Genomic DNA, 24,450 nt, shown 5'->3' with positions numbered 1-24,450 from the left:
TCCATGTCTGACGAATTCTCGGTTGAAAGCGTCTATGCAGAACTCCTGGGCCGTGCCCCGGAAAACAAGATGGAACCGCGCCTTGCTCCCTTGTTCCGTGCCATGGACGTGCTGGGGGAGCCGAACAAGGCTTACCCGATCATCCACATCACGGGCACCAACGGCAAGACGTCCACGGCCCGCATGATAGAAGCTGGACTTCGTGCCCACGGGCTGAGTACCGGCCGCTACACCAGCCCGCACCTGTCCAAAGTGACTGAGCGCATCAGCATTGACGGTGAGCCGGTGCCGGATGCGACCTTCGTGCGTATCTGGGACGAGATCCGTCCTTACCTGGAAATCGTGGATAGCGAACTGGTTGCCGATAACCAGCCGCGGCTGACCTACTTCGAATGCCTAACCATCCTGGGCTTCGCGGTGTTCGCCGACCAGCCTGTTGATGTTGCCGTCATGGAAGTTGGCCTTGGGGGCATCACCGATGCCACGAACGTCGGCGACGGCCAAGTCTCAGTGATCACGCCGATCTCCTTGGACCACACGGATCTTTTGGGTGACACCACTGAGGACATCGCCTACGAGAAGTCCGGCATCATCAAGCCGGGCGGCTTCCTGGTGAGCGCCGCTCAGCCGGTGGACGCTGCGCAGGTCCTGTTGGAGAAAGCCCGGGAAGTGGATGTGCCGTTTCGCTTCGAGGGCGTTGAATTCGGGGTGGAGTCCCGTAGCGTTGCAGTGGGGGGCCAGGTCCTGACTATTCAGGGCCTTGCAGGACGTTACGAAGACCTGCTGCTGCCACTGCACGGCGCCCACCAGGCTGAGAACGCGGCTGTGGCCGTTGCGGCTTTGGAAGCATTCTTTGGCGGAGGAGAGAAAGAACTCGACGCCGATGTACTCAGGGAAGCCTTTGGCACCGTGACGTCACCTGGCCGGCTCGAAGTAGTGCGCACTGCGCCCACCGTCGTGGTGGACGCTGCGCACAACCCTGACGGAATCCGCGTCTCCTCCGAAGCAATCCAGGAGGCCTTCAGCTTCAGCAAGCTGGTGGTTGTAGTTGGAGTTCTGCGGGAAAAGGATGCCGAGGAGATCCTCAAGACCCTCAAGGAGTCCCTCGGCGGACTGGCCGAGGAATTCTGCTTCACCCAATCCAACTCGGCCCGCGCCGTGCCTGCAGCCGAACTTGCCGAACTCGCCGTCGACCTCGGATTCGGCGAGGACAACGTTCACATCGCCGAGAAGTTGGACGATGCCCTGGAGTGGGCTGTGGAACGCGCTGAATCCAACGATGACCTTGCAGGCGGCGTCCTGGTGACGGGTTCCATCACCGTGGTGGCCGAAGCAAGGATCCTGCTCGGAAAGGCAAGTGCCTAACATGGCGAAAATGACCAAGGCCCAGCGGGAATGGCGGCCCGGCATGCCCAAGAAGCGCCGGTCCACCAAAGTAATGTTCGCTTCCACCGTGCTCCTGCTTGAAGCGTTCGTCGCGTTCTTCGGTACCCTGGCGGTTTTCGGCTTGAGGCGCGGGGAAGTAGATCCGGGCATCATTTTGGGTGTCGGTATAGCACTGACGGTGGTGCTGGTTCTGGCCTGTGCCGTGCTCTCGAAGCCGTGGGGCATCGCCCTCGGCTGGGGGCTGCAGCTGGTGCTGATCCTCACAGGCTTCGCCGAGCCCACCATGTTCATCGTCGGGATTCTCTTTGCCATTTGCTGGTGGTACGGGATCAGGACGGGCATGAGGATTGACCGTGAGGTGGCACAGAGGGACCGCGAGCAGGCCGAATGGAACGCGGCCCACGGTGACGAAGCTGGCACTCAAACCCCGTAAACTGGCTGGGAAACCACCGAACACATCACATTGGAGCATCTGTGAGCATTGAACGGACCCTTGTCCTGGTCAAGCCTGACGGCGTCGCCCGCAACCTGGGCGGAACCATCCTCGCCCGGATCGAAGCCAAGGGCTACACCCTGGCGGAGCTGAAGAAGGTCAACGCGACCCGTGAGCTGCTTGAGCAGCACTACGAGGAACACGTGGGCAAGCCGTTCTATGAGCCACTGGTTGAGTTCATGCTGAGCGGACCGGTCATCGCAGCGGTCTTCGAAGGCCACCGCGTGATCGAAGGCTTCCGCTCGCTGGCCGGAACTACGGATCCCACGACGGCTGCGCCGGGCACCATCCGCGGTGACTTCGGCCGCGACTGGGGCCTGGCAGTCCAGCAGAACCTCGTCCACGGCTCGGATTCAGTCGACTCTGCCGAACGTGAGATCAAGATCTGGTTCAAGGGCTAAGCAAAGCCCTTCGGGAAAAAAGTTAAGGCCAATGTTCTTCGTGAACATTGGCCTTAACTGTTTTACGGCGAGTGGTGGTTCTACGCTGTGGACGGCACGAAGAGGTGCATGAAAGAGAAGAAAATAGTGGCGATGACGGCCACATACAGCAGGGCAACGATGATCCAGCCTGAACCGGACAGCAGCTTGACCACTGCGGGTGGCGCCTTGATGACCCCGCTGGTGACGTTGCGGATGGTCACCCAGACGAAAAGCGGGATCATGGCGGCCCACACCACCATGCAGAACGGGCACAGAACATGGATTGCGTAGAGGGCCTGCGACCACAGCCACACAACAAAGGCGAACCCGAGGGTCACGCCGGCTTGGAGACCCAGCCAGTAACCCCGTGAATACTTAGCTCCGGCGAGGATGCCCATGGCCGTAGTGATGATCACAGCAAAGGCGACGATGCCGATGAACATGTTAGGGAAACCGAACACAGAGCTCTGCGGTGTCTGCATCACGGCACCGCAGGAGATAAAGGGATTTACATCGCACACGGTTACATGGTTGGGATCCTTGAGCACCTCAAGTTTCTCCAGTACCAGGGCTCCGGACGCCAACCATCCAATAACACCGGTGATCAGCAACAGCCAGGCAAAGGGCCTGTCCCGGACCGTCGCGGGAAGGGAGTCCTGAGGGGTGGACATGTCCTCCACATGGACTGTGGCTTGATTGGCCAGGTTTTCCCTGGCGGTGCTTGGCATCGTGGATGTGGTCCTTTTCGACAAATGGCCCGGCAAGCCGGGAAGGGCTCTTGGGAGGATTGTAACTCCGAAGACTGGGCGCCGCCCCCAGCTTCGCTGGCGGAGTACCGCGACACAGCGGCCTTCGCCGCGAATGTGCAGGGGTGTGAGAGAATGAACATGGCCGGACGTCGATCCACATTCGACACCCGGTCCGGTGACTTTGTTCCCAAGACCGCCAGTATGAGCTGGGCATGCCCGGATCACGTGATCCTCGGTGGGCCCGCCATGACAATGGACGGCACCTGGTTGTGGCAGCAGAACAACGGGTTCCAGAATAAAGCCGCCGGCCTTCCAGGGCTGCCGCACCCCAATGCTGGTGCGAACCGGGAGGCATACTGCCGACTTCTGTCAACGCCTGCGGGTTTTGACAATATTTGCTCCACTGGGCGCCGGATGTGGCGGCGTCGCTGGGGCAGGAGTGTTGCCACATATGGATAATGACCAGGTTGTAGCCGTTAATGACGAGGCAGCTCCCGCGGAAACTGCGGAAGCGCCCAAGAAAGCCACCAGGACCCGGCGCAAGGCAGCGCCGAAGGTTGCTGCTGACGTAGAGGCGCCTGCGGCTGACACGCCGGCGCCGGAAGCGACCCCGGAGGCCACCAAAGCGCCGGTGCGCCGCACCCGCTCCCGCAAGAAGGCAGAGCCTGCCGAGCCTTTGCCCGGTTTGGGGGATGACGCCACTGCCGCGCCCGAAGCCGCCGCAGAAGCCGCGCCCGAAGCGATGGCCGAACCTGCCCCCGAAAAGCCGGTCCGCCGCCGTCGTACCGCCAAGCCCAAAGCTGAGGTAGCCGAGGCACCCGCAGCTGCGGAAGCCGTGGCGGACAGCACGACGCCGGAAAAGGCCTCCCAGCCCGAGGCACCTGCCGCTGAAGCAGCTGCTGACGAGACTGAAGCCCAAGCCGCCACCGAGGAACCCGCCGAGGAAGCCGCTGCTGCCGCCTCCACATCATTGTTCATGGAGCCGGTTTCCATCACGTCCATGATCTTCCAGGCCCCGGACCTCACCACCGTTCCCCGCGTTGCCCCGGTTGAAGAAAAAGCCGAGGAGCCCGAAGAAGAAGCCGAAGTCCCTGCCGACGGCGAGCTGGAAGACGCTGGTAGCCGTCGTCGTCGCAGAAGCCGGGGCCGCCGTGGTCGCCGCGGAACCGAACGCGATGAGAACGAGGCCGAGGACGGCACCGAGACTGACGATGAAGAAGCGCCGGCACCTGAAGCCCTTGAGGAAGGCGTGACGTCTCGTCGTCGTCGCCGTCGTCGTCGTGGAGACCAGGATCTTGAACTGACGGGCGGCGCGGATGATGATCCGCCCAACACGGTCACCCGCGTCCGTGCCCCCCGCCCCATCACCGAGACAGCTCCGTCAAACCGCGTGACGGGTGTCAAGGGCTCCACCCGGTTGGAGGCCAAGAAGCAGAGGCGCCGTGAGTCCCGGGAGACCGGCCGCCGCCGCCAGGTCATCACCGAGGCCGAATTCCTTGCCCGCCGCGAATCGGTGGACCGTCAAATGATCGTTCGCCAGCGCGACGACAGAATCCAGATCGGTGTCCTGGAAGACGGTGTGCTCGCCGAGCACTTCGTGTCCAAGACCCAGCAGGACTCCCTGATCGGCAACGTGTACTTGGGCAAGGTCCAGAACGTGCTGCCGTCCATGGAAGCTGCTTTCGTGGACATCGGACGCGGCCGCAACGCCGTCCTGTACGCCGGTGAAGTCAACTGGGACGCGGTCAACCTCGAAGGCCAGCCGCGCCGGATCGAGAACGCCCTGAAGTCCGGAGACTCCGTCCTGGTTCAGGTCACCAAAGACCCCGTGGGTCACAAGGGTGCCCGCCTCACCAGCCAGATCTCCTTGCCCGGCCGCTACCTTGTGTACGTGCCCGGTGGTTCCATGACCGGCATCTCCCGCAAGCTGCCCGACGTCGAACGCAACCGACTCAAGCGCATCCTGAAGGACCGCCTGCCGGAAAACGCAGGTGTCATTGTCCGCACAGCCGCTGAGGGTGCGTCGGAAGAAGAGCTGACGCACGACATCAACCGTCTGCGTGCCCAGTGGGAAGGCATCGAAGGTCAGGCCTCCTCCACCAAGGTCCTTGCCCCTGAACTGCTGTACGGCGAACCGGACCTCACTATCAAGGTGGTCCGTGATGTCTTCAATGAGGACTTCTCCAAGCTGATCGTCTCCGGTGACGACGCCTGGGACACCATCGAGGCATACGTAACCTACGTTGCCCCTGATCTGGTGGGCCGCCTCGAAAAGTGGACCAAGGATCAGGACATCTTCGCTGCATGGCGCATCGACGAGCAGATCCATAAAGCCCTGGAACGTAAGGTCTTCCTCCCGTCCGGTGGTTCGTTGGTCATCGACCGTACCGAGGCCATGACTGTGGTGGACGTCAACACCGGCAAATTCACCGGCAGCGGTGGAAACCTTGAAGAAACGGTCACCAAAAACAACCTTGAAGCGGCCGAGGAAGTGGTGCGCCAGCTCCGTCTGCGCGACATCGGCGGCATCATCGTCATCGACTTCATCGACATGGTCCTCGAATCCAACCGCGACCTCGTCCTGCGACGCATGGTGGAGTGCCTGGGCCGGGACCGCACCAAGCACCAAGTGGCCGAGGTGACGTCCCTGGGCTTGGTCCAGATGACACGTAAGCGCATGGGCACCGGCCTTCTTGAGGTATTCGGTGAGCAGTGCGAGCACTGCGCCGGCCGGGGCGTTGTCACGCACGACGAGCCCGTTGAACACCGGCGCGCCAACGTGGTGGCAGCCGAGCAACACCGCCCGCACTCCGAGGTACAGCAGCCCGCTGCACGGACGGAACGCAAACGCCGCCGCGGGAAGGATGGGGGACAGGCCGTAGCCGAAACCCCTGCACAGGTCCATACGACGACGACTACCCCGGTTGCCCCCGCGACCCCGACTGAACCGCAGGATCCTGCCCGGCAGGCCAAGGCGGAGGCCACCAGGGCTGCCCTGGCAACCATTGCCGCTGCGGCGCACGCCGCGCACCTGCACGACGACGAAGTTCACCGTGCAGAAGAGCAGGCACGGGCGGCCGGCCAACACCAAGGGACGGCCGACGCCGGATCCGGAACCTCAGCCGGCAACGAAGCGGGGGCATCAGCACATGAAGCCGCCAACCGCGATGCAGCCGCCCAGGAAGCCAGGTCCACTCCGGTCCTGCGCTTCGGCGGAGAAGAAGTTGCGTTGCCGTTCGTGGAGCATCACGAGGAACCGCAGGCAAACAAGCCTGCCATGAGCCTGGACCTCCTGGCGGAAGCGTTCTCCCACCTTGGCGCCGCTCCGGCATCTGAGGAACAACCCGCTCCGCTGGCCGTACAGGAGCCTGCTGTGGCCCGGAAGGCTGACGCACCGGCGCGGGTTGAGCAAGATCCTGAGGCTTCGGCATCTCCGCGGGGTCGTCGTGGTCGTCGCAACCGCAGTGCCAGCCGGGCTCAGGGTGCGGCCAATGAAACCAGCGTCGAGCACCATGTGGTGACGGCCTCGGCCCCCCAGGGCTCGTCCCATGAGGCAAAGGCGCCCGTGGAGCCAGTCAAGAAGGCGCCGGCCTCCGAGCCCATCATTCTAGGAGTCGGGGTTCCAGCCTCGGAGCTTTAGTCACGGCCGAGCCGCTCTCCGCGGCCAACATCGGCTGAAAGGGCCCTGCGCTACCTGCCTCCGGCGGTAGCGCAGGGCCCTTTCGCGTTGCCTTGAATCCTTGGCGGGGGACGCGTTCCACGGTCACATCCGGGCTCCCGGATGGTTCGGTACCTGCAGCACCAGGCTTCCCGGCTAGGCTAGGGGACTGACACGGGGTGCCGGGCGATGGGCCCGGCTGAGATCCAGACCCGTTGAACCTGTCCGGTTAGCACCGGCGAAGGGATGTCCTCATGGCTGCATCACTACATTCATCTGTGTACCCGCTCCACTCGGTATACCCGCTGGACGCTCACACGTCAGCCCGCCAGGTCCCGCGCGTTCTCACTATTGCCGGTTCGGACCCTTCCGGCGGTGCCGGAATTCAGGCGGACCTGAAGAGCATTGCAGCGTTGGGTGGGTACGGCATGGCTGCCATTACGGCTCTCACCGCGCAAAACACAGTGGGGGTGAGCGCAGTCCACGTCCCTCCGGCGCATTTCCTGCGTCAACAACTGGAAGCAATTAGCGGCGACATCATCGTTGATGCCGTCAAGATCGGAATGCTCGGCGATGCTGCCGTCATTGCCCAGGTCCGGGACTGGCTCGAAGAGGTGCGCCCCGCCGTCGTGGTTCTTGATCCGGTGATGGTGGCCACCAGTGGCGACCGGCTGCTGCGGGAGTCCGCGGAGAATGCCCTGCGTTCACTGCTACCCCTGGCCCACCTCATTACTCCCAATGTTCCTGAGCTTGCCATGCTGCTGGGGGAGCCTGAGGCAGCAGACTGGGCTTCGGCACTGGAGCAAGGCAAGCGGCTTGCTGCGGAGTACGGAAACACAGTTCTGGTCAAGGGTGGCCACTTGCCGGGCCCGGAATGCCCGGATGCCTTGGTGAACACCACAGGGCTTTTGTCACGGGATGTTGTGGAGGTATCAGGTCCCCGCGTGGCGACGCGCAACAGCCACGGAACCGGTTGCTCTCTTTCGTCCGCCCTGGCCACCGTCCAGGCCCGCACGGGCAACTGGGAAACATCACTGCGGGAAGTAAAGCCCTGGCTACTCGGAGCTTTGACAGCCTCGGCGGAACTCCAGGTAGGCCGGGGGAACGGTCCGGTGCATCACTTCCATCACCTCCAGCGAGCGTCAGCCCCGGGCGCCTTCGCTGCGGCTTTGTGGGAGGCGGCCGTTCCGGAACTCGAATCCATTCATGGACTTCCCTTTATTCAGCAACTCCAATCCGGCGAACTCCTTGAACGTGATTTCACTTACTACCTCGCCCAGGATGCGATCTACCTCAACGGGTACTCCCGGGTCTTGGCACGTGCCGGCGCCCTGGCCCCCACGGAAGAAGAGCAACTGTTCTGGGCCAGGTCATCGCAGCAATGCCTGGAGGTAGAGTCGGAGTTGCACAGGACGTGGCTAAGCAGCCGTGAAGCGCCGACCGCACTGGGGCCGGTCACCAAGTCCTACGTGGACCATTTGCTGGCAACGTCCGCTTCCGGCAGTTACGCCGTGGTTCTCGCCGCAATACTTCCTTGCTTCTGGTTGTACGCGGAGGTGGGGCGGCAGCTCCATGCCAATTACCTGAATGCGGGCGCCGCGGCGGACCATGCGTATGCCGACTGGCTGACGACCTACGCTGACGAGGACTTCGCCGCGGCAACGCGGAAAGCGATCAGCCTCACGGATGCTGCGGCGGTCGCGGCTTCTGATACGGAGAGGGCCGCGATGATGGAGGCCTTCACCCAGTCCTGCCGTTACGAGACCGCATTCTTCGATGCTCCCAGGCTGTTTGCCTGAGTTTGCCGGGCGTCACTTTGGCAGGGTTCCCTTGGGCGGATTCGATGCGATTGCGGGGACACTTCCGCGCGTCGCTGGCCGAATCGCGTTAATCTCGCGCAAACACGGTAGGCTGTATGGGCACGGTGCCGGGAGAGTCCGTATCAACTGGTGACGCAAGTCACGAGGTAGCCTCCGGACTCGGCCTCATTTGCAGACGAAGGTCAAACTAGCGTAATCTTGATCTTCGGTGCTTACGCCAACACTTGGGTTATGCCCCTTGGAATTGTTCATGGGATGACTCGCGGGCTTCGATCAGAAGTCCACGGCGTTGAGGCACAGCGCGAACCAGGCCTGATTCCGGTTCAAGGTTCCGCACGCAAATTTTGTAATAAACGTCGAGAGAAGTGAGTACCCAAGTGGTGTACGCGATTGTCCGCGCAGGCGGCCGCCAAGAAAAAGTTTCCGTTGGAGACTACGTAACGCTGAACCGCGTCCCCGGTGGAGCCGGTAGCACGCTTGAGCTGCCCGCATTGCTCCTGGTTGACGGCGACAAGGTCACTTCCGCTGCTGCGGAACTGGCCAACGTCAAGGTCACGGCTGAGATCCTCGAAGACCTCCGTGGTCCGAAGATCGTCATCCAGAAGTTCAAGAACAAGACCGGCTACCGGAAGCGTCAGGGTCACCGTCAGGAACTGACCAAGATCAAGATCACCAGCATCGCGTAACTTTCGTTACCGCTGTTCAGGTTTTTCAGTTTCCCCAGAAATTTAGAGGCAGGCATTTCACATGGCACACAAAAAAGGCGCGAGTTCCACTCGCAACGGTCGTGACTCCAACGCTCAGTACCTGGGCGTCAAGCGTTTCGGTGGTCAGGTAGTTTCCGCTGGCGAGATCATCGTTCGCCAGCGTGGAACCCACTTCCACCCGGGTGCAGGCGTCGGTCGCGGTGGCGACGACACCCTGTTCGCACTGCAGGCCGGTGCGGTTGAGTTTGGTACTCGCCGCGGCCGTCGCGTAGTGAACATTGTTGCTGCTGCAGCTGCAGAGTAACAACAAGTTCTGAACCGGTGGAGCGGGCCAAACGGCCCGCTCCACCGTTCTTTTAACCGCATTACAATCGACTAGGGCGCCGTAGCGCACTGGTTTTTGCAACAGCGCTGGCAACAGCAACAAACGCTGTAAGACAGCAACTGAGGAGATCCACGTGGCGAGCTTTGTAGACCGGGTAGTCCTGCACGTATCCGGCGGAACCGGCGGCCACGGCTGTGTCTCTGTCAAGCGTGAGAAGTTCAAGCCCCTCGGCGGCCCTGACGGCGGCAACGGCGGCAACGGTGGCGATGTCATCCTTCGCGTCTCCGCCCAGACCACAACGCTGCTCGACTACCACCACGCTCCCCACCGCCACGCCACCAACGGCGGCCCAGGCATGGGTGACTGGCGAGGCGGCAAGAACGGTGAAACCCTGATTCTTCCCGTGCCCGATGGCACCGTGGTCAAGACCAAGGACGGCGAAGTCCTGGCTGACCTCGTTGGCGAGGGCACTGAGTACATTGCGGCCGCCGGTGGCCAAGGCGGCCTCGGCAACGCATCCCTTTCATCGCAGAAGCGCCGGGCGCCGGGCTTTGCCCTGCTGGGCATCGAAGGTGAATCCAGTGACATCGTCCTGGAACTGAAGTCCATCGCAGACATCGCCTTGGTCGGTTTCCCCTCTGCCGGTAAGTCGAGCCTCATTGCGGCCATGTCTGCTGCCCGGCCCAAGATTGCCGACTATCCCTTCACCACCCTCATTCCCAACCTTGGCGTGGTGCAGGCCGGCGACGTGCGCTTCACCATCGCCGATGTTCCTGGTCTGATCGAAGGCGCCAGCGAAGGCAAGGGCCTGGGCCATAACTTCCTGCGGCACGTAGAGCGCTGCGCTGCGCTGGTTCACGTCCTTGATTGCGGAACCCTTGAATCAGACCGTGATCCCCTTTCCGACCTCGCAATCATCGAAGCCGAACTCGAGAAGTACGCGGTAGACATGAGCTATGCCGGCGTTGACGGTGAAGTGGTGCCACTGAATGAGCGCCCCAAGTTGGTAGTCCTCAACAAGGTGGATCTTCCTGACGGCAAGGATATGGCCGAGTTCGTCCGTCCGGACCTTGAAGCCCGCGGATACCGAGTTTTTGAAGTCTCGGCAACAAGCCACGAAGGTTTGCGTCAGCTCGGCTTTGCCATGGCTGAGATCGTCCAAGCAGCACGTAACGCCGTGCAGACCGCGCCTCCCAAGGTGGCACCTCCCGTCCTGCGTCCGCGCGCCGTCAACGAGTCCGGATTCAAAATCCGCCGCGAGGAGAAGAACCTCGAGCCCCTGTTCCGCGTATTGGGTGAAAAGCCTGTGCGCTGGGTCAAGCAGACTGACTTCACCAACGAGGAAGCCATTGGCTACCTTGCCGATCGTCTTGCCAAGCTTGGTGTGGAAACTGAGCTGTTCAAGGTTGGCGCCAAGCCCGGCGACACCGTGGTCATCGGTGAAGACGATGGCGTGGTGTTCGACTGGGAGCCCACCATGATGGCCGGCGCTGAACTCCTTGCAACGCCCCGCGGGACTGACATCCGCGTCGCGGACATCGGTGACCGTCCCACACGTTCACAGAAGCGCGATGAGCAGATCGAGCGCCGTGAGGCCAAGGCTGCCGCGAGGGCCGAGCTCGAAGCGGAGCGCAAGGCTGGTATCTGGACCGAATCCGTCAGTGGTCGGCGCGCGCAGGCAGTGAAGGAAAGTCACCTGGATTCCGGTGATGACGACTAGGACTGTCGACGCTCCGGACACCGCTGAAGGACTCGAGCGTCAAGCTCTCGCCACCGCCAAACGAATTGTTGTCAAAGTGGGGTCATCCTCGCTGACCAGCATCAAGGGTGGCATCTCCGAGAAGTCCCTCACCGGGCTGGTTAATGCCCTTGCTGACAAGCGCAATGCAGGCACGGAGATCATCCTGGTGTCCTCGGGTGCCATCGCCGCCGGTCTTGCCCCCTTGGGTTTGGCCAAGCGGCCTAAAGACCTGGCCACGCAGCAGGCTGCCGCGAGTGTTGGGCAGGGCCTCCTGATGGCGCGGTACACGCAGGCGTTCAGCGCCCACGGCGTGACCGTCAGTCAGGTTCTGCTGACCGCCGATGACCTCATGCGCCGAACGCAACACACCAATGCCTTCCGGGCGCTGGACCGATTGTTGAACCTCGGCGTGGTGCCGGTAGTCAATGAGAACGACACCGTGGCCACCCACGAGATCCGCTTCGGCGACAACGATCGCCTGGCTGCCTTGGTGGCGCACCTGGTTCGCGCCGACGCGCTCGTGCTGCTCTCCGACGTCGACGCCCTCTACGACGGCCCGCCTTCCCAAGGCGCCCAACGCATTCCGCTGGTCCGAGGTCCGCGGGACCTTGAGGATGTGACCATCGGCAAGGCAGGCAAAGCCGGCGTAGGAACCGGCGGCATGATGACCAAAGTGGAAGCTGCGTCCATTGCTGCCGGCTCGGGCATCCATGCCTTGGTCACGTCCACGGCCAACGCTGCGGCAGCCTTGTCCGGCGGGGATGTGGGAACCTGGTTCGCCGTGAATGGCAATCGCAAGCCGGTCCGCCTCCTCTGGTTGGCGCACCTGGCCACGGTCCAGGGCCGGTTGATGCTCGACGACGGCGCAGTGAAAGCCGTGCGCGACCGGCACAGGTCACTCCTTCCCGCAGGCATTTCGGACATCAGCGGTGACTTCGAAGCCGGCGACCCCATTGAGATGGTTGCCCACGACGGAACGGTGGTGGCGCGCGGCTTGGTGAATTACTCTTCCGATGAACTCCCGCGCATGTTGGGCCGCACCACCCAGGAGCTGGGCCAAGCCATGGGCCGCGGCTATGACCGCGAAGTTGTTCATGTTGATGATCTGGTGCTCCTGAGGGCATCGCGCTCATCTAAACTTGGAGCATGACTGAAGCGCTGACCCCTGACGCCCCTGTGATCTCTGATGTTTCCGGTACCCCCGGCCAGACGCCGGAGAACCCTGCAGCAGGCGGCGCGCCGTTGTCACCGGAAGATGTCCAGGCTGCCGTTCACGCCATAGCGGACCGCTCCCGTAAGGCTGCCCGCCGTATGGGACAGGCAAACCGCGCATGGAAAGACCGCGCGCTGCGCGCCATCGGAGCTGCCTTAGTGGAGAACCGGAAGCATGTATTGGAAGCCAATGCCAAGGATGTTGCCGTAGGCCGGGCAAACGGCACCTCAGCAGCACTCCTGGACCGTTTGACCTTGACCCCCGCCCGTATTGACGGCTTGGTGGCTGCTTTGGAAAACCTGGCCGGATTGCCCGATCCTGTGGGCAACGTGGTCCGGGGCCAGACACTTCCCAATGGACTGCGCCTGCGCCAAGTAAACGTCCCCATGGGTGTTGTGGCCGCCATTTATGAGGCCCGGCCGAACGTCACAGTAGATATTGCCGGCCTTGCATTGAAGAGCGGCAACGCTGTGATCCTTCGTGGAGGTTCCGCCGCGGCCAACACCAACGAGGCACTTGTCCGGATTCTTCGCGAAGCGTTGGATTCCGTTGGCCTGCCCGCTGACGCGGTGCAGACCGTGGACCAGTACGGCCGCGAAGGAGCCAACGTGCTGATGCGAGCCCGCGGCCGTGTGGATGTCCTCATTCCCCGCGGTGGGCGCGATCTCATCCAAACGGTGGTGACCAACTCTTCCGTGCCTGTCATTGAAACCGGCGAAGGGAATGTCCATATCTTCATCGACGAGTCCGCGGGTGAAGAGATGGCCGTGGAGATCCTCCTCAACGCCAAAACCCAGAGGCCCAGCGTCTGCAACACCGTAGAGACCCTGCTGGTGCATTCCGGGTCCACGGTTCTGCCTGCCGTTGCCAAAGCCTTGCGTTCGGCCGGTGTCACCCTCCACGTGGATGATCGGATCGCTGCTGCTTTGGGCAAGGACGTGGAAACCGTTCCTGCCGACGACGAGGACTGGGCCACCGAGTACATGGATCTCGATCTGGCCGTCGCTATGGTGGACAGCTTGGATGAAGCAGTCAACCACATCCGTACCTGGACCACCGGACACACTGAAGCGATCCTCACCAACAACCTGGCAAACGCTGAGAAGTTCATCGCGGACATAGATTCCGCAGCTGTGATCGTCAATGCCTCCACCCGGTTCACTGACGGCGGCGAGCTAGGCCTCGGAGCCGAGGTGGGTATTTCCACCCAGAAGTTGCACGCCCGGGGTCCCATGGGCCTCACGGAGCTGACCACCACCAAGTGGATCGTCCAGGGCGAGGGCCAGATCCGCGGCTAGCAACGCGGTAACATAGAACAGAAGTCCGGAACGGCGGGGAGTCCCGCCGTCGAAAAATCCTTTGAGAACCAACTAGGGGAGAAGATGCTGTTTCAGCAGATCGCCACGTCCATTGCCGCCCAAACTGAAGGCGGCCACGAGGAACTCGCTCCGCTGTGGGCCGAGCCGTGGGTCTTCGGCGCAGTGATGTTCGCCCTCATGCTGGTTCTCCTGTTCGTAACCCTCGCCTACACCAACCTTGGCAACCGCCATGAGGCTGTGGAAGAGCACGCCGATCCGCACCGCCAGCACCCGAACAAGCACACGCACGGCCAAGGCCACTAACATTATCGCCGCAACACAGCGTGGGGAGGCGGGGCGCAGGCTCCGGCTGGGCGTGATGGGTGGAACGTTCGATCCCATTCATCACGGCCACCTTGTTGCTGCCAGTGAAGTGGCAGCAAAGTTCGGCCTGGATGAAGTGGTCTTCGTACCCACAGGCCAGCCGTGGCAGAAGTCCCACAAGCTGGTTAGCAGGCCTGAGCACCGCTACCTGATGACGGTCATCGCTACAGCCTCCAATCCCCGGTTCACTGTAAGCCGGGTGGATGTTGACCGTCCGGGGCCTACTTTTACCATTGATACCCTCCGCGATCTCCGTGCAGAGCGTCCTGACGCCGACCTTTTCTTCATCACCGGCGCAGACGCTTTGGCTCAGATCCTTTCGTGGAAGGACGTGGACGAGTTGTGGTCCTTGGCCCACTTCGTTGGCGTCACCCGTCCCGGGCATGAACTGCACGACATGGGCAGGGATGACGTCAGCTTGTTGGAAGTTCCTGCCATGGCAATCTCCTCCACGGATTGCAGGACCCGCGTGGGTGCAGGGAATCCGGTTTGGTACCTGGTGCCTGACGGAGTGGTGCAATACATCGCAAAGTATGGACTGTACGCGGCGCCACCCATCGAAGCAGATCTGACACCCGCACTGTCCGGATCAGACGACCAAGCACGTACTGAATGAGTTTTGAATGAGCAGCCAGGACCAGCGACCCATCCGCAGCAGGCGTGAGCTTCGGCGTGCCCGTGAAGAGCGCCCCGAGGAACAGCACGTGGATACTTCCGCGCCTGAGAAGGTAGAAAATCCTCCGCATGCCGACCGTCCGAACGGCCGCAATCGCCGCGCCGCCGATGTTCCGGTGGATGCCGTAGGGCCTGCGGCCCAGGAACGGTCCTCTCAGATCCGTGCCCGGGATCGTGCGGCCCTGCGCACCATCAAGGAGCTGGCCGACAAGGAGGAGCAGCTCTCCGGTGGGGGTCCGCCCACGCGTCGCCAGCTGCGCCTCCAGCAACTTCAGGCTGAAGTTGCCACCTCCATGAATCCGATTGTCCCCATGCCTGCCGGATCGTCTGCTGCGTCCGCGCCAGCCAAGCAACAGACTGCAAAGGATACGGCCAAAGAGGACGAAACCGCACAAGAGGCACCCCAGCCGGAGGCCGCCAACAAGCCTTCCAGCGCTCCCGCGGAGTCCGAAATGTCCGTGGAACAGGCGCTTGCAGTTCGGCAACTGATCGCCGCCCAGGTGGAAAACCAGACGGCTAAGCTGGAACATATCGCCGAGCAGGATCCCTTGGCCGTGGATCCTGATGTGCTGGCTCAGCAGATTGCCCTCGCGGAGCGTGCTGCAGTCTTGAACAAGCGTGCTGCTGCCAAGCAGAAGCTTGCTGAGAAGACCCAGATGGATTCCGGAAAGACCACTTCGGATTCCGGTAAGACCCCTTCGGGTTCCGGCGGGAACGGGAAGTCGCCCACGGCTGACGCAGGACCGTCCACGGCAAACAACCTCGCGATGGTGACTCCACTGGAGTTCGTGAAGATGCCGGGGATTGAGCGTCCCGTCATGAAGCGCCCCAGCACCACGTTTGTTCCGCTGATTACCTCAGCCGGGCCTACAGTCGACTCCGGACAAACCCAGGCCAAAAAGTCGGGATCCCGTGGCCGCGCCGGCGTTCTGGCCCGTGCAGAGGCGGTAGCGAAATCGGCAAGGAAACGTCCTGAGCCGGCGGGGGAGCCCAACGAAGAAGCCCAGCGCACACCAGTTTCGGCCAGCGCGGCGTACGGCCTTGATCCTTTGGATGCCAACACTGCGGGCTTGGCCCGCGCTCAACGTAACAGGCTGTTGCAATTCGGCGTCCTGGCGCTGGGCCTTGTGGCCCTCATCGTCGGCATCATCATGATCACCAGCGGCTAGTTCCGCTGGAGAGTAACTATCGCTGCAAAATGGCTCACGAACTATCGCTGTACAAATGGCTCACGCCAAACACAGGCCATTGGCCACAACAAGGAGTACCCCGTGTCTGCACATGAACAATCCATCACACTCGCTCGTCACGCTGCGCGTGCCGCGGCTGAGAAGCTTGCCGAGGACATCGTCGCATTGGATGTCAGCGAGCGTTTGGCGCTCACTGACGTTTTCCTGATTGCGTCGGCTCCCACCGAGCGTCAGGTCAATGCCATTGTTGACGGTATTGAGGAAGAACTGATGAAGCAGGACCTTCGTCCTGTACGCCGCGAGGGCCGGTCCGAAGGTCGTTGGGTCCTCTTGGACTATGCCGACATCGTGATCCACGTCCAGCACTCCGAGGACCGGGTGTTCTACGCCTTGGAGCGGCTCTGGAAGGACTGCCCTGTGGTGGACCTCGAATTGGGCGATGACGCTTCTGCCAAGGCTGTTACCGCGGAGGATTCCGGGCACTAGGAGCAGCAGCCTGCCGAAATATGTCCGATTTGGAATTTTCGGAAATGCTGTTCTAAGATATTTGAGTTGCTTCGGCGCGGGTAGCCTAAAAGCTGATCGCGAAGCAGCAAGAATATGGGGCTGTGGCGCAGCTGGTAGCGCACCTGCATGGCATGCAGGGGGTCAGGGGTTCGAGTCCCCTCAGCTCCACCAACGAGGTCCTGTCTTTTTCATGAATCATGAAGAGGGCAGGACCTTTTTGCGTTGGAAAAACGTCCCCGCGGAAAACTGGCTAGTTGGAACTGGTTGGCTGTAGAGCCGGCAGCATGAACTCCCACATCTGTTCGATCCTCAGCAGGACGTCTTCACGTGATGTAAGGACCTCGGAAACCATCTGAACTCCAGTGAAGGATGCAACCAGATATCTGGCAAAGGCGGCGGCATCCAGGTCGGCACGGACGGTGCCGTCCGTGGCTGCCTGTCGCAGCAGCTGCTCCGCTGTGTTGATCCAATCCTGGTAGGGGCCCGAGACGTCAGCGTCGAACGCGGAGGCTTCGAAAGTCAGTCGTATGCCGCCTTGGACCACGGGTTCGTCCAGGAGTTGTTGCCCGAACATCCTGCAGAGGCCTATGAGCCTGTCCAAGGCAGGGGCTTCCGAGGCTGCTATTTCAGATCCTGCCGCCTGAACGATTGCGTGCTGTTCCTCGATGACAGCCAATGCCAACTCCCGCTTCGAGGTGAAGTGGAAGTAGAGCGCACCCCTGGTGACGCCGGCGCGCTTGGTGATGTCGGTCAGGCTTGCGTTGCCGTAGCCGATTTCCGCGAAAACCCGGGCGGCACCTTCAATGACGGAAAGCCTGGTGTCTTTCGCACGTTGTTGCATCGGTGGTGGGTGGCCTCTCGGGTGAGTCAGGAGACGGAGGGGTGGGCCGCCGTCGAGACTCCACAACGCTACCACCGGGGGCGCGACGGGCCTCAGCAATCCTAAACCGACTGAACGGTTTGGTTTTAGTGCCAGGAAATTCTAGACTTCAGGGGGAGCCATGCCGTTTGGTTGAGGGCGGCTCCGGCGCAGCTGGTTTTGGGGGGAGGTGCGGTGGAATGATCCAACGCACCTCGGCTGCGGCAACCTCGGCGGGCCAACCTATCGCGGTGATGCAGGTCATATTCAGACGATTTCGCTTCTCAAGCGATTGTGGTTAGTATTGACGAGTTGCTTCGACGGGAAGAGAAATCATTCCGCTTGGAAGTAGCGGATTTGCACTATAAATCCGGGGCTGTGGCGCAGCTGGTAGCGCACCTGCATGGCATGCAGGGGGTCAGGGGTTCGAGTCCCCTCAGCTCCACTTCGGTAAAAAGACCCCGCTCATTGAGCGGGGTCTTTTTCGTTGTCCGTGTGGATTCGGGGTTACTCGGCGGGGCGCGCGAATTCGGCGCCGCTGACAAACTCGACGCCTTGGAACGGTTGGTCGCCCACCACGCGGGCGTTATGACCCGGCGGGATGCTGTAGGAATCACCGGCTGAAATGTTGATCTTGCCGCCGTCGGTGGTTTCTACTTCCAAGTTGCCGGAAACGCAGAATCCTACGTGGCTCAATTCGCACGAGTCGGTGCCCACTACAGGTTTGATGCAGTCGGCCCACGTCCAGCCTGGTTCGAAGGTCATCCGGCCGATTGTGTATTCGCCCACGGTGACGAGGTCCAGCACCGTCTTGTTGGGTCGCCTCGTTTCGTCGGGAGAGTTGTGGGACTTTACTTCAAGGTTCGTGACAACATTGACACTCATGGCTTCTCACAGAGGGAGGGGAGCCCAAATGATGGGTAGATCCCGGTGCCTGGCTCCAGGGGTCGCCGTGACCTGTGCCTGCCGCCTCCGTGGTTGCCACTGGAAGGCATGACAGGTGTTTGCGTCCTGCAAGCACTAGGTTCCTCCCACGCCACCGTAAAGTCGAGACAGTTATGCATGAAAGCGAGAAACTCAACGTGACGGTAATGGATGTTGAAGCGCTCTTGGGCGGGTTGAGTAGGCTTCCTGACGTCGAGGCGGACAACCTTCAGGCTTTTGATGCCACAGACAGGCTCCTGCTGGAGACGGCTACAGATCTGGTTGGCCCCGACTCCAAGGTGGTTGTCATTGGCGACCGCTACGGCGCCCTGACGTTAGGCGCCCTGGCTGGACTCGCCGTCGGGCATGTACGCGTAAACCAGGATCTGTTCTCCGGAAGGCTGGCGCTGGAACGCAACGCAGTTTCTGCCGGCTTGGAGGGTCGCTTCACCGGACACGAGCTGAGCCGGGAGCTATTGGACGACGCCGACGTAGTGCTTTTGCAGTTGCCTAAGTCGCTGGCTGAGTTGGAGGAAATCGCCGACGCCGTAGCCAGGTTTGCTGCCCCGGAGGCGGTCCTGCTCGCCGGAGGTCGCGTCAAGCACATGTCGCTCGGCATGAATGCAGTCCTGGAACGGTACTTCGCATCAGTCCAGCCGCAACTTGCCCGGCAGAAGTCCCGGGTTCTGGTGGCGCGTGAGCCCAAAGCAGCGCCGAATGATCACCCTTTTCCGGTGGTGGAGTCCCTTCCGGAATTGGGGATTACGGTTTGTGCGCATGGCGCTGCTTTCTCCGGCGCACGCCTGGACATTGGCACGCGCTACTTGCTGACCTTCATGGACCGTATACCGGCTGCCCGGCAGGCTGTTGACCTCGGTTGCGGGACCGGTATCCTCGCCACGATGTACGCACTTCGCCATCCGGATGCCCTTGTGGTCGCCACCGACCAATCCGCTGCGGCCGTCGCTTCAGCAAAGGCAACAGCGAAGGCCAACGGACTGGGGGAGCGGGTGGCAGTGATCCACGATGACGCCATGTCCACCCTTGAACCAGGCAGCGCGGACCTCATCCTGCTGAACCCGCCGTTCCACTTGGGCGCCAGTGTTCACGCCGGCGCAGCTCTGAAAATGTTCCAGGCTGCTGCGCGGGTTCTCGCCCCTGGTGGAGAGCTGTGGACCGTCTACAACAGCCATCTGCAGTACCGCGCGGCACTTGAACGGCATATCGGGCCGACGGTGGAGGAAGGCCGGAATCCAAAATTCACGGTAACGCGGAGTCGGAAGTCTTAAGCGGTGCCATCAAGGATCTGAGCACATGGCTGCCGCTGGCACACTCAACCGGCATCGTTACCAAGCCCTGATGCCGGTGTCAGCGTGTGCTCATATCCCCAACGGCGGCGGTATCGTACGATTCAGACAAAGACCAACTTCGACGAAGTTCATCCCAATGACTAGGGGCATCAGTGACTGAGATCCGGCAGCCGACACCGAGGCGCGGAACCAACCTTCCCCGCATGGGGGACTTTAATCTAACTGTCATTCTGGAGGCGATCCGCCGCTCATCAGGTGGGCTCAGCCGTGTGGAGTTGGCTCAGATCGTGGGACTTTCCCCGCAGACCATTTCCAACATTTCCAGGCGTCTGCTGGATCAGCAGTTGATCGTGGAGGCCGGCAAGGAGGGCTCTGGTCCGGGTAAGCCCAGGACCATCCTGCGCCTGAACCCGGCCGGAATGTACGCTGTGGGCGTTCATCTGGATCCGGCAGTCATCACCTTCGTAGTTCTGGACCTGCTGGGTGAGGTCGTCAAGCATTCCCGGATGGCAACTCCCGGTGGTGATCCGGCCGGGGTGATCACCAGCATCGCCGGGCAGATCAATATCCTCATTGAGGAATCAGGGGTCGATGCGTCCAAGATTGCCGGGCTGGGCGTTGCTGTCCCCGGACCCATCGACCTTGACGAAGGTTCGGTGGTGGAGCCTCCGCTCCTGACACGGTGGAACCGTGTGCGCATCCGGGAGGCCTTAGCCGAGGCCACCGGCATGGAAACCTTGGTGGACAAGGACGTGACCAGTGCTGCCGTTGCGGAAACCTGGGCAGGCGGCGCCAGCGGTGCAGGCAGCTTCGTGTTCATGTACATGGGAACAGGCATCGGCTGCGGCATTGTCCTCAATGATGAAGTGGTGCGCGGGACCTCGGGCAATGCCGGCGAAATCGGCCACATCGTGGTGGACCCGCAGGGTCCGCTGTGTGATTGCGGACTGCGTGGCTGCGTAAAGTCTTCCTGCATCCCGCAGGTGCTGGTGGCCGAAGCCGAAGCCGCTGGTGTGCTGGAAGGGCATCGGGCTGGTGCGGACGGCCCCGAAGTCCAGGAACGGTATGCCCAGTTGTGCGACGCTGCCGACGCCGGTGACGGCAGGGCAATCGCCATCTTGGACAAGTCCGCAACCCTCGTTGCGCGTGCCGTGTCCATAGTGACCAACACCCTGGACGTGGAGCGCGTCGTTTTCGGTGGCCCGTTCTGGGGGCGGATGTCGCCTTACTTCATGGAACGTGTTCCGGAACTGTTGGACAAAAACAACGCGGCCCGCATGATCCACGATCTCGAAGTTGTGGGGTCTGGCGTGGGCGAGGACGTTGGAGCCATCGGTGCCGCCTGCCTGGTTTTGGAGCACATGCTGGCACCACGGGCGCAAAGGCTCCTGCTGGAGGGCTAGTTAGTAGTAGGACAACTGAATAACCATAAGGCTCGGCCACGTCGCAGGTGTGTCACGGTGAAGTATGGGGGCTGTAGCCAGGTTCGACTGAATGGAGCACCATGCGCCGTCCTGTGATCAAAGCGCCACTGAAGTATGCGCCAGTGAAGTTTGCCGCAGCGCTTGTTTCCGTCGCTGCCGTATTTGCGGCAGCGACGTCCTGTTCGCCTACGCCTGAGGCCACGGTGAGCAAGACCCTGAAGATCGTTTATCAGAAGAGTGACTCGTTCACGGCCCTGGATATGGTCATGCAGGACGCAAAAAAGGAATTCGAAGCGTCCAACAGCGGTGTGACAGTGGACCTCCAACCCATCCAGGCCAACGACGACGACTACGGGACCAAATTAGCCTTGGCCCAGCGGTCAGCTGATACGGCACCTGACGTTTTCTATGAGGACACCTTCAAGGTGCGTTCCGACGTCGACGCCGGGTACCTGCTCAAGCTGGACAGTTACCTTGAGAAGTGGGATGACTGGAAGTCGTTCAACGACGCAGCCAAGCTGGCCGGACGTGCGGACGACGGCGGTATTTACGCGGTCCCGCTGGGCACCGATACCCGGGCAATCTGGTACAACAAGTCCGTCCTTCAGAAGGCTGGAATTCCGGTGCCGTGGCAACCAAAGACCTGGGACGAGATCCTCACGGCCGCCCGCGCCATCAAGGCTTCTGATCCCCAGGTCATCCCTTTCACCATGTACGCCGGTAAGGGGACCGGCGAGGGCACGGTCATGCAGAGCTTCTACGAGCTGCTGTATGGCACTGACAGCAGTTTGTATGACGGGGACCAGAAGAAATGGGTGGTGGGTTCCCAAGGGTTCAGGGATTCCTTGGCTTTCCTCAAAACCCTCTATGACGAGAAACTGGCCGTGAGTCCTGCCGAAGCCCTGGACGCCAACGTCTGGAAGAAGGTTTTTGGCGAGTGGTTCCCGCAAGGCAAACTGGGCGCAACCGTGGAGGGTTCCTATTCGCCGTCGTTCTGGCAGAAGGGCGGCGCCTATGAGTGGGCCGGGTACGAGCAGGAAATGGGTGTCGCGATGTTCCCCACGCAGAAGGGGCAGGATCCCGGAGGTGTGAGCATGTCCGGCGGTTGGACACTGGCTGTGGGGGCGAAGAGCAAGAACCCTGAGCTCGCCTTCAGCTTCCTCACCACGGCGCTGAACAAAAAGAATGCGCTTGCCTTCGACGTCAATAATTCCCAGATCGCCGTGCGTACGGATGTGGCATCGGATCCGGGATACTTGGCGGCCAACCCGTTCGTGAAGGACGTTTCAGAGCTGGTGAAGGTGACGCACTACCGGCCCGCGACGGCCGATTACCCCAGAATTTCCACAGCCGTCCAGGTAGCTACGGAATCTGTGATCACCGGTAAGCAGAGTCCTGAGGAAGCAGCAGCTGAATACGATGCCACCGTTCGGAAACTGGTAGGTGAGGACAAGGTTCTGGAGAAATGAGAATTCGCCGCTTCCTGCGGCTGCTGCCGGTATTTCCTGCCGTTCTTCTGCTCCTGGTGTTCCTGCTCGCTCCTGTGGCGTGGTCTTTTTATGCGTCATTCACGGACGCCGCGTTGTCGGGTAAGGCTGCCAGGGATCCGCAGTGGGTGGGAGCAGACAATTACGTCCGGATGTTCAGCGATGATGACTTTCCTTTCTCCGCCTGGCTCACGGTGGTGTTCGTCGTGGCTTCCGCAGTGCTGGGCCAGAATGTGCTGGGTTTACTCATTGCCCTGCTGATGACCCGTTCGCGCAAGGCAGTGGCAGCGTGGGTGGGTACTGCAGTGGTGGCGGCCTGGGTGCTTCCGGAGATCGTGGCGGCTTTTGCCGCTTACGCCTACTTCAACCGGGACGGGACGCTCAACCAGGTAGTGGGCGCCTTGGGAGGTGAGGGGCCGGATTGGTTGTATTCCTTTCCCTTGGTGGCAATCGTGCTGGCGAACACGTGGCGTGGAACTGCGTTTTCCATGCTGGTTTACCGTGCGGCGTTGGCTGATGTTCCCCGGGATGTGGCGGAGGCTGCGCTCATGGATGGAGCGCGCGGCTGGCAACGCCTCGCGTTCATCACGCTTCCGCTGATCCGGAGCAGCATTGCCACTAACTTGATGCTGATCACCCTTCAGACGTTGGCAGTGTTCACCCTCATCTGGGTGATGACTGCAGGTGGTCCGGCCAATGCCAGTACCACGTTGCCCGTGTTGGCCTACCAGGAGGCCTTCAAGTTCGGTGACATCGGCTACGGCACAGCTGTGGCGTCTGTACTGATTCTGCTGGGAATGGTTTTCGGCGCGGTGTACGTGAGGCTGCTACGGGAGCAAAAGACATGACTACCAAGGCGAAGCTGGGCGCGGACGTCGCCCTTGCGGTGATCGGGGTGTGCTTTGTTGCGCCCCTGCTGTGGTTGCTGTTGGCTTCCGTTGATCCTCAGGCCGGCTACCAGACCAAAGTTCCTGTGGCGCCGTCCACTGAGAATTTTCGAGCGGTGATGACTCCTGAGTTGTTGTTCCAGCCCTTGGCAAACAGTTTCCTGTTATCGGCGGGCACTGCTGTGGTGAATGTGCTTGCAGCTGTGCTTGCCGCCTACCCTTTGTCCAGGTATCAGTCCAGGTTCAACAAGCCCTTCCTGTACACGATTCTCTTTGGGACATCGCTCCCCGTGACGGCCATCATGGTGCCGGTCTATGGCCTGTTTGTTCAGCTGCAGTTTCTGGATTCAATGGCGGCGACCATCTTTTTCATGGCCACCACAACTTTGCCCATGGCGATATGGATGACCAAGAATTTCATGGATTCGGTCCCTCGTGAGTTGGAGGAAGCGGCATGGGTGGACGGTGCATCGACGCTGGCGGCACTGCGGAGCATCGTGTTGCCGCTGATGCGGCAAGGACTCGGAGTGGTGTTCATCTTCGTTTTCATTCAGGCGTGGGGGAACTTCTTCGTCCCGTTCATCCTGTTGTTATCCAGCGCTAAGCAACCAGCCGCTGTCTCAATCTTCAGCTTCTTTGGCCAGCACGGTGCAATTGCGTACGGCCAACTGGCCGCGTTCTCCATCCTGTATTCGGTCCCCGTGCTGGTGCTCTACGCGCTGGTATCCCGTGGCATGGGAAATTCGTTTGCCCTGTCCGGTGCTATGAAGGGTTAGCTTTCTGTCAGTCGATGTCCTCGATGATCTCGCCATACGGTATGGACTCGTCCAGGTGGGCTTGATGTCCGGTAGGGCCCCTGTTGAAAGTGATTCGTACGCCGTGCCGCTGGTCTGCTGCGGATTGGAGCAGGACCGGCCGTACGGCGTCGATGACATGCTGGTCCTGGGAAGCGAGGTAGTTCTGATAGGCGGCTGGTAGCTGATGCATGGCA

The 24,450-nt window shown here is 61.4% G+C and carries 23 protein-coding genes, 2 tRNA genes and 1 riboswitch; of the genes, 21 read left to right on the top strand and 4 right to left on the bottom strand.

Features of this window, described 5'->3' with window-relative positions; all coding sequences use genetic code 11:
• Window positions 1–3: 3 nt before the first annotated feature.
• The 3 genes from ACZ5J0_RS10980 to ndk are packed head-to-tail and all read left to right on the top strand — an operon-like array spanning window position 4 to window position 2,280.
• A complete protein-coding gene (locus ACZ5J0_RS10980; RefSeq protein WP_464093109.1) occupies window positions 4–1,365 on the top strand; it encodes a bifunctional folylpolyglutamate synthase/dihydrofolate synthase in 1,362 nt (453 codons plus the stop codon).
• Between the two features lies 1 nt (window position 1,366).
• Window positions 1,367–1,819, top strand: coding sequence for a DUF4233 domain-containing protein (locus tag ACZ5J0_RS10975; protein WP_464093108.1), 453 nt, complete (start codon window positions 1,367–1,369; stop codon window positions 1,817–1,819).
• Window positions 1,820–1,860: 41 nt separating this feature from the next.
• On the top strand, window positions 1,861–2,280 hold the full coding sequence (gene ndk / locus ACZ5J0_RS10970) for a nucleoside-diphosphate kinase (protein ID WP_142939004.1): 420 nt from the start codon (window positions 1,861–1,863) through the stop codon (window positions 2,278–2,280).
• Window positions 2,281–2,360: 80 nt separating this feature from the next.
• Here the strand turns inward: ndk and ACZ5J0_RS10965 are convergent, their stop codons facing one another.
• Window positions 2,361–3,029 carry a vitamin K epoxide reductase family protein gene (locus ACZ5J0_RS10965; protein ID WP_142939005.1) on the bottom strand — a complete coding sequence of 223 codons (669 nt, stop codon included), beginning with the start codon at window positions 3,027–3,029 and terminating at the stop codon, window positions 2,361–2,363.
• A 472-nt stretch (window positions 3,030–3,501) separates the two neighbouring features.
• On the opposite strand from ACZ5J0_RS10965, the gene ACZ5J0_RS10960 reads away from it, so the two are divergent.
• From ACZ5J0_RS10960 to ACZ5J0_RS10905, 12 genes are all read left to right on the top strand, one after another.
• On the top strand, window positions 3,502–6,690 hold the full coding sequence (locus ACZ5J0_RS10960; protein WP_464093107.1) for an Rne/Rng family ribonuclease: 3,189 nt from the start codon (window positions 3,502–3,504) through the stop codon (window positions 6,688–6,690).
• Between the two features lie 183 nt (window positions 6,691–6,873).
• Window positions 6,874–6,972: riboswitch (TPP riboswitch) on the top strand.
• Window positions 6,963–8,507, top strand: coding sequence for a bifunctional hydroxymethylpyrimidine kinase/phosphomethylpyrimidine kinase (gene thiD / locus ACZ5J0_RS10955; protein ID WP_142939007.1), 1,545 nt, complete (start codon window positions 6,963–6,965; stop codon window positions 8,505–8,507). Its footprint overlaps the riboswitch before it by 10 nt.
• A 398-nt stretch (window positions 8,508–8,905) precedes the next feature.
• A complete protein-coding gene (gene rplU, locus ACZ5J0_RS10950) occupies window positions 8,906–9,214 on the top strand; it encodes a 50S ribosomal protein L21 (protein ID WP_018777818.1) in 309 nt (102 codons plus the stop codon).
• A 61-nt stretch (window positions 9,215–9,275) separates the two neighbouring features.
• On the top strand, window positions 9,276–9,539 hold the full coding sequence (rpmA, locus tag ACZ5J0_RS10945; protein ID WP_003803426.1) for a 50S ribosomal protein L27: 264 nt from the start codon (window positions 9,276–9,278) through the stop codon (window positions 9,537–9,539).
• 154 nt (window positions 9,540–9,693) lie between these two features.
• Complete coding sequence (gene obgE, locus ACZ5J0_RS10940; protein WP_142939008.1) at window positions 9,694–11,280, top strand: GTPase ObgE; 1,587 nt, start codon at window positions 9,694–9,696, stop codon at window positions 11,278–11,280.
• On the top strand, window positions 11,270–12,451 hold the full coding sequence (gene proB, locus ACZ5J0_RS10935) for a glutamate 5-kinase (protein WP_142939009.1): 1,182 nt from the start codon (window positions 11,270–11,272) through the stop codon (window positions 12,449–12,451). The genes obgE and proB overlap by 11 nt, the downstream gene beginning before the upstream one ends.
• Complete coding sequence (locus tag ACZ5J0_RS10930) at window positions 12,448–13,812, top strand: glutamate-5-semialdehyde dehydrogenase (protein WP_142939010.1); 1,365 nt, start codon at window positions 12,448–12,450, stop codon at window positions 13,810–13,812. Before proB ends, ACZ5J0_RS10930 begins: the two co-directional genes overlap by 4 nt.
• Window positions 13,813–13,896: 84 nt before the next feature.
• Window positions 13,897–14,136, top strand: a complete 240-nt coding sequence (locus ACZ5J0_RS10925; RefSeq protein ID WP_142939011.1) for a hypothetical protein — start codon at window positions 13,897–13,899, stop codon at window positions 14,134–14,136.
• Window positions 14,137–14,191: 55 nt separating this feature from the next.
• A complete protein-coding gene (gene nadD / locus ACZ5J0_RS10920; RefSeq protein WP_250821229.1) occupies window positions 14,192–14,812 on the top strand; it encodes a nicotinate-nucleotide adenylyltransferase in 621 nt (206 codons plus the stop codon).
• Between the two features lie 7 nt (window positions 14,813–14,819).
• Window positions 14,820–16,040 (top strand): hypothetical protein, encoded by a 1,221-nt coding sequence (locus tag ACZ5J0_RS10915; RefSeq protein ID WP_464093106.1) that lies wholly within the window; start codon window positions 14,820–14,822, stop codon window positions 16,038–16,040.
• Between the two features lie 102 nt (window positions 16,041–16,142).
• On the top strand, window positions 16,143–16,547 hold the full coding sequence (gene rsfS, locus ACZ5J0_RS10910; protein WP_142939014.1) for a ribosome silencing factor: 405 nt from the start codon (window positions 16,143–16,145) through the stop codon (window positions 16,545–16,547).
• A gap of 116 nt (window positions 16,548–16,663) precedes the next feature.
• A tRNA-Ala gene (locus ACZ5J0_RS10905) sits at window positions 16,664–16,739 on the top strand.
• Between the two features lie 79 nt (window positions 16,740–16,818).
• Here the strand turns inward: ACZ5J0_RS10905 and ACZ5J0_RS10900 are convergent.
• Complete coding sequence (locus tag ACZ5J0_RS10900; protein ID WP_223940419.1) at window positions 16,819–17,409, bottom strand: ScbR family autoregulator-binding transcription factor; 591 nt, start codon at window positions 17,407–17,409, stop codon at window positions 16,819–16,821.
• Between the two features lie 390 nt (window positions 17,410–17,799).
• Here ACZ5J0_RS10900 and ACZ5J0_RS10895 point away from each other — a divergent pair.
• Window positions 17,800–17,872: transfer RNA gene (locus tag ACZ5J0_RS10895), tRNA-Ala, on the top strand.
• Between the two features lie 62 nt (window positions 17,873–17,934).
• On the opposite strand, the gene ACZ5J0_RS10890 is transcribed toward ACZ5J0_RS10895, so the two are convergent.
• Entirely contained in the window at window positions 17,935–18,312 is a 378-nt protein-coding gene (locus ACZ5J0_RS10890; RefSeq protein ID WP_142939016.1) for a cupin domain-containing protein, read from the bottom strand.
• 173 nt (window positions 18,313–18,485) lie between these two features.
• Between ACZ5J0_RS10890 and ACZ5J0_RS10885 the strand changes: the two genes are divergently transcribed.
• The 5 genes from ACZ5J0_RS10885 to ACZ5J0_RS10865 all read left to right on the top strand — a co-directional run bounded on the left by ACZ5J0_RS10885 (window position 18,486) and on the right by ACZ5J0_RS10865 (window position 24,235).
• Entirely contained in the window at window positions 18,486–19,640 is a 1,155-nt protein-coding gene (locus ACZ5J0_RS10885; RefSeq protein ID WP_464093105.1) for a class I SAM-dependent methyltransferase, read from the top strand.
• 224 nt (window positions 19,641–19,864) lie between these two features.
• Window positions 19,865–21,064: an ROK family transcriptional regulator gene (locus ACZ5J0_RS10880; protein WP_166840522.1), complete on the top strand. Its 1,200-nt coding sequence runs from the start codon at window positions 19,865–19,867 to the stop codon at window positions 21,062–21,064.
• 101 nt (window positions 21,065–21,165) lie between these two features.
• Window positions 21,166–22,554: an extracellular solute-binding protein gene (locus ACZ5J0_RS10875; protein WP_464093104.1), complete on the top strand. Its 1,389-nt coding sequence runs from the start codon at window positions 21,166–21,168 to the stop codon at window positions 22,552–22,554.
• Window positions 22,551–23,420 carry a carbohydrate ABC transporter permease gene (locus tag ACZ5J0_RS10870; RefSeq protein WP_142939020.1) on the top strand — a complete coding sequence of 290 codons (870 nt, stop codon included), beginning with the start codon at window positions 22,551–22,553 and terminating at the stop codon, window positions 23,418–23,420. The genes ACZ5J0_RS10875 and ACZ5J0_RS10870 overlap by 4 nt, the downstream gene beginning before the upstream one ends.
• Window positions 23,417–24,235: a carbohydrate ABC transporter permease gene (locus ACZ5J0_RS10865; protein WP_223940415.1), complete on the top strand. Its 819-nt coding sequence runs from the start codon at window positions 23,417–23,419 to the stop codon at window positions 24,233–24,235. Before ACZ5J0_RS10870 ends, ACZ5J0_RS10865 begins: the two co-directional genes overlap by 4 nt.
• 7 nt (window positions 24,236–24,242) lie before the next feature.
• Here ACZ5J0_RS10865 and ACZ5J0_RS10860 read toward each other — a convergent pair whose 3' ends face one another.
• Entirely contained in the window at window positions 24,243–24,446 is a 204-nt protein-coding gene (locus ACZ5J0_RS10860; protein WP_374206998.1) for a hypothetical protein, read from the bottom strand.
• Between the last annotated feature and the right edge of the window lie 4 nt (window positions 24,447–24,450).

Source organism: Arthrobacter sp. DualSoilB13, assembly GCF_055389195.1.
The sequence above is the reverse complement of the archived record's forward strand: the minus strand, read 5'-3'. Positions and strand labels throughout refer to the sequence as shown.